Below are 5,269 nucleotides of genomic sequence, written 5' to 3' on the forward strand. Positions count from 1 at the left end.
ATCGTCGCAGAGGGACCTGCACATGCGAAGCGTCTTGGGGTTATATGGTCAAGCCGCACGGCGCATTAGTACGCGTAAGCTCAATGCATTGCTGCACGTCCACATCGCGCCTATCAACCACCTGGTCTAGATGGTGCCTTAAGGAGAGTCGAGCTCTCGGGAGATCTCATCTTGGGGCGTGCTTCCCGCTTAGATGCTTTCAGCGGTTATCACTTCCGTTCATAGCTACCGGGCAATGCCTCTGGCGAGACAACCCGAACACCAGCGGAACGTCCACTCCGGTCCTCTCGTACTAGGAGCAGCCCCCCTCAAATCTCCAACGCCCACGACAGATAGGGACCGAACTGTCTCACGACGTTCTGAACCCAGCTCGCGTACCACTTTAAATGGCGAACAGCCATACCCTTGGGACCGGCTACAGCCCCAGGATGTGATGAGCCGACATCGAGGTGCCAAACACCGCCGTCGATATGAACTCTTGGGCGGTATCAGCCTGTTATCCCCGGAGTACCTTTTATCCGTTGAGCGATGGCCCTTCCATACAGAACCACCGGATCACTAAGACCTACTTTCGTACCTGCTTGATCCGTCGATCTTGCAGTCAAGCACGCTTATGCCTTTGCACACAGTGCGCGATGTCCGACCGCGCTGAGCGTACCTTCGTGCTCCTCCGTTACGCTTTGGGAGGAGACCGCCCCAGTCAAACTACCCACCACACACGGTCCCTGATCCGGATGACGGACCTAGGTTAGAACGTCAAGCACTTCAGGGTGGTATTTCAAGGATGGCTCCACCGAAACTGGCGTCTCGGTTTCATAGCCTCCCACCTATCCTACACAGAAGAACTCAACGTTCAGTGTGAAGCTGTAGTAAAGGTTCACGGGGTCTTTCCGTCTTGCCGCGGGAACGCTGCATCTTCACAGCGATTTCAATTTCACTGAGTCTCGGGTGGAGACAGCGCCGCTGTCGTTACGCCATTCGTGCAGGTCGGAACTTACCCGACAAGGAATTTCGCTACCTTAGGACCGTTATAGTTACGGCCGCCGTTTACTGGGGCTTCGATCAAGAGCTTCGCCTTGCGGCTGACCCCATCAATTAACCTTCCAGCACCGGGCAGGCGTCACACCCTATACGTCCACTTTCGTGTTTGCAGAGTGCTGTGTTTTTGATAAACAGTCGCAGCGGCCAGGTTACTGCGACCCTCCGGCGCTCAGCTACGCATGTAGCCACGCTGGAGGGCGCACCTTCTCCCGAAGTTACGGTGCCATTTTGCCTAGTTCCTTCACCCGAGTTCTCTCAAGCGCCTTGGGATTCTCACCCTGCCTACCAGTGTCGGATTACGGTACGGTTTCTCTGTAGCTGAAGCTTAGTGGCTTTTCCTGGAAGCGTAGTCTCAGTCACTTCGCCCCAAAGGGCTCGTCTCGGTGCTCGGCGTATGTGATCCCGGATTTGCCTAAGATCACCGCCTACCGCCTTTCCCCGGGACAACCAACGCCCGGTAGACCTAACTTTCTCCGTCCCCACATCGCACTACAGACAAGTGCCGGAATATTAACCGGCTTCCCATCGACTACGCATTTCTGCCTCGCCTTAGGGGCCGACTCACCCTGCGCCGATGAACGTTGCGCGAGGAAACCTTGGGCTTTCGGCGTGCGGGCTTTTCACCCGCATTATCGTTACTCATGTCAGCATTCGCACTTCCGATACCTCCAGCAGACCTCTCGATCCACCTTCACAGGCGTACGGAACGCTCCTCTACCGCGCACATTGCTGTGCACCCCGAGCTTCGGTGTCTAGCTTAGCCCCGTTAAATCTTCCGCGCAGACCGACTCGACCAGTGAGCTATTACGCTTTCTTTAAAGGGTGGCTGCTTCTAAGCCAACCTCCTGGCTGTCTATGCCTTTCCACATCGTTTTCCACTTAGCTAGAACTTGGGGACCTTAGCTGCGGGTCTGGGTTGTTTCCCTTTTCACGACGGACGTTAGCACCCGCCGTGTGTCTCCCGGATAGTCTGTCCTGGTATTCGGAGTTTGCCATGGTTTGCTAAGTCGCGATGACCCGCTAGCCATAACAGTGCTCTACCCCCAGGAAGATTCGTCCGAGGCGCTACCTAAATAGCTTTCGAGGAGAACCAGCTATCTCCGAGTTTGTTTAGCCTTTCACTCCTAGCCTCAGCTCATCCCCATCTATTGCAACAGATGTGGGTTCGGTCCTCCAGTGCGTGTTACCGCACCTTCAACCTGGCCAAGGCTAGATCACTCGGTTTCGGGTCTACTGCCAGAGACTATGCGCCCTATTCAGACTCGGTTTCCCTTCGCCTCCCCTAGACGGTTAAGCTTGCCACTGACAGTAAGTCGCTGACCCATTATACAAAAGGTACGCAGTCACCCCGAAGGGCTTCCACTGCTTGTACGTATACGGTTTCAGGGTCTATTTCACTCCCCTCTCCGGGGTTCTTTTCGCCTTTCCCTCACGGTACTTGTTCGCTATCGGTCAGTCAGGAGTATTTAGCCTTGGAGGATGGTCCCCCCATGTTCAGACAGGGTTTCTCGTGCCCCGCCCTACTCAATTTCACGCCATGCACCCTTTCGCCTACGGGGCTATCACCCGCTACGGCCGGCCTTTCCAGACCGTTCGACTAGAATGTACGACGCTTTTGGGCTGCTCCCCGTTCGCTCGTCGCTACTGAGGGAATCTCGGTTGATTTCTTTTCCTCCGGGTACTTAGATATTTCAGTTCCCCGGGTTCGCTTCCGCAACCTATGAATTCAGTTACGGATACCGCTTGCGCGGTGGGTTTCCCCATTCGGACATTGCCGGATCAAAGCTTGTTGCCAGCTCCCCGACACTTTTCGCAGGCTGCCACGTCCTTCATCGCCTCTGACTGCCAAGGCATCCACCGTATACGCTTTGTCGCTTGACCATATAACCCCAAGTCGCCTCGGGGTCGTGCCAAACAACGTTTCGCCGTTGCCTCGACGACACATCTCGGTTCGTTCGAACCAAGACGCTTGTCACTCGTTTACGTTTTCAAAGAACACGAAGACGGCCACACTGCCGTTCCGTTTCAAATCTTTTGTGTGCGCTGCCGCCTTTACTTCACGTCGCCCAGCGCCATGGTGGAGCCAGTCGGGATCGAACCGACGACCCCCTGCTTGCAAAGCAGGTGCTCTCCCAGCTGAGCTATGGCCCCATGGTGGGTCTGGGAGGACTCGAACCACCGGCCTCACCCTTATCAGGGGTGCGCTCTAACCACCTGAGCTACAGACCCATAAACGGTACTGTGGAGCATCACCATCCAGGCACTTGGCACTTCGATGGGTGTCCGCATCCGCTCCAACGGAGCGGGTCTTCGTGAAGAGTCCGGACTGGAATGGCCGGTCGCGCTCTTCGCGAAAGGGACTTCGCGTGAAATAAAGGGCAGGTGCCTTGTGTGGGCGTCTTGCGGCAGCGAAGGCTGTCGCTCTCGAAAGGAGGTGATCCAGCCGCACCTTCCGATACGGCTACCTTGTTACGACTTCACCCCAGTCATGAACCACTCCGTGGTCGTCGCCCCCCTTGCGGTTAGGCTAACGGCTTCTGGAGCAACTCACTCCCATGGTGTGACGGGCGGTGTGTACAAGGCCCGGGAACGTATTCACCGCAGCATAGCTGATCTGCGATTACTAGCGATTCCGACTTCATGGAGTCGAGTTGCAGACTCCAATCCGGACTGGGATCGGCTTTCTGGGATTGGCTCCACCTCGCGGTATTGCAACCCTCTGTACCGACCATTGTAGTACGTGTGTAGCCCTGGCCGTAAGGGCCATGATGACTTGACGTCATCCCCACCTTCCTCCGGTTTGTCACCGGCAGTCTCCTTAGAGTTCCCACCATTACGTGCTGGCAACTAAGGACAAGGGTTGCGCTCGTTGCGGGACTTAACCCAACATCTCACGACACGAGCTGACGACAGCCATGCAGCACCTGTGTTCCGGTTCCCGAAGGCACCAAGGCATCTCTGCCAAGTTCCGGACATGTCAAGGCCAGGTAAGGTTCTTCGCGTTGCATCGAATTAAACCACATACTCCACCGCTTGTGCGGGCCCCCGTCAATTCCTTTGAGTTTCAGTCTTGCGACCGTACTCCCCAGGCGGCGAACTTAACGCGTTAGCTTCGACACTGATCTCCGAGTTGAGACCAACATCCAGTTCGCATCGTTTAGGGCGTGGACTACCAGGGTATCTAATCCTGTTTGCTCCCCACGCTTTCGTGCCTCAGCGTCAGTGTTGATCCAGATGGCCGCCTTCGCCACTGATGTTCCTCCCGATCTCTACGCATTTCACCGCTACACCGGGAATTCCACCATCCTCTATCACACTCTAGCGATCCAGTATCCACTGCCATTCCCAGGTTGAGCCCGGGGATTTCACAGCAGACTTAAATCACCGCCTACGCACGCTTTACGCCCAGTAATTCCGATTAACGCTTGCACCCTTCGTATTACCGCGGCTGCTGGCACGAAGTTAGCCGGTGCTTATTCCTCAGGTACCGTCAGCTCCACCGGGTATTAACCGGTAGCATTTCGCTCCTGATAAAAGTGCTTTACAACCCGAAGGCCTTCTTCACACACGCGGCATTGCTGGATCAGGCTTGCGCCCATTGTCCAATATTCCCCACTGCTGCCTCCCGTAGGAGTCTGGGCCGTGTCTCAGTCCCAGTGTGGCTGATCATCCTCTCAGACCAGCTAGCGATCGTCGCCTTGGTAGGCCATTACCCTACCAACTAGCTAATCGCACATCGGTCCATCCAACCGCGCGAGGTCCGAAGATCCCCCGCTTTCTCCCGTAGGACGTATGCGGTATTAGCGTAAGTTTCCCTACGTTATCCCCCACGTCTGGGCAGGTCCCGATGCATTACTCACCCGTCCGCCACTCGCCACCCATGGAGCAAGCTCCACTGTGCTGCCGTTCGACTTGCATGTGTTAGGCATGCCGCCAGCGTTCAATCTGAGCCAGGATCAAACTCTTCACTTAAGTTTTCGATGGCCCGAAGACCATCTATCTTTCCGAAGCGTTGAACCTAACCATAAACGTCAAGCTTTGAATTGACTCTTTGGTTAGACGCTTGCATTGGTGGACAGTCTCTCCATCCACCGCAAGGCGCCCACACAAGTCACCTGCGCACACTGTCAAAGATCAACCACTTGCGCCCGATTCCTCGAAACGCCCCAGAACATTTCGTCCCGGGTGAGCCGCCCATTCTACATCCCTTTCTACTGCCGTCAACACC

Annotated in this window: 2 tRNA genes and 2 rRNA genes; all 4 read right to left on the minus strand. The window is 55.7% G+C overall.

Features of this window, described 5'->3' with window-relative positions:
• Nucleotides 1-44: 44 nt before the first annotated feature.
• The 4 genes from QMK61_RS17500 to QMK61_RS17515 all read right to left on the minus strand — a co-directional run bounded on the left by QMK61_RS17500 (nucleotide 45) and on the right by QMK61_RS17515 (nucleotide 5,013).
• Nucleotides 45-2,922, minus strand: a 23S ribosomal RNA gene (locus QMK61_RS17500).
• A 194-nt stretch (nucleotides 2,923-3,116) separates the two neighbouring features.
• Nucleotides 3,117-3,192: transfer RNA gene (locus QMK61_RS17505), tRNA-Ala, on the minus strand.
• A 1-nt stretch (nucleotide 3,193) separates the two neighbouring features.
• Nucleotides 3,194-3,270 (minus strand) — tRNA-Ile (locus QMK61_RS17510).
• Nucleotides 3,271-3,468: 198 nt separating this feature from the next.
• A 16S ribosomal RNA gene (locus QMK61_RS17515) occupies nucleotides 3,469-5,013 on the minus strand.
• The 16S and 23S rRNA genes sit together here with 2 tRNA genes alongside, the layout of an rRNA operon.
• Nucleotides 5,014-5,269 lie beyond the last annotated feature (256 nt).

The organism is Fulvimonas sp. R45 (assembly GCF_030504985.1).
Classification (GTDB): Bacteria; Pseudomonadota; Gammaproteobacteria; order Xanthomonadales; family Rhodanobacteraceae; genus Rhodanobacter_A.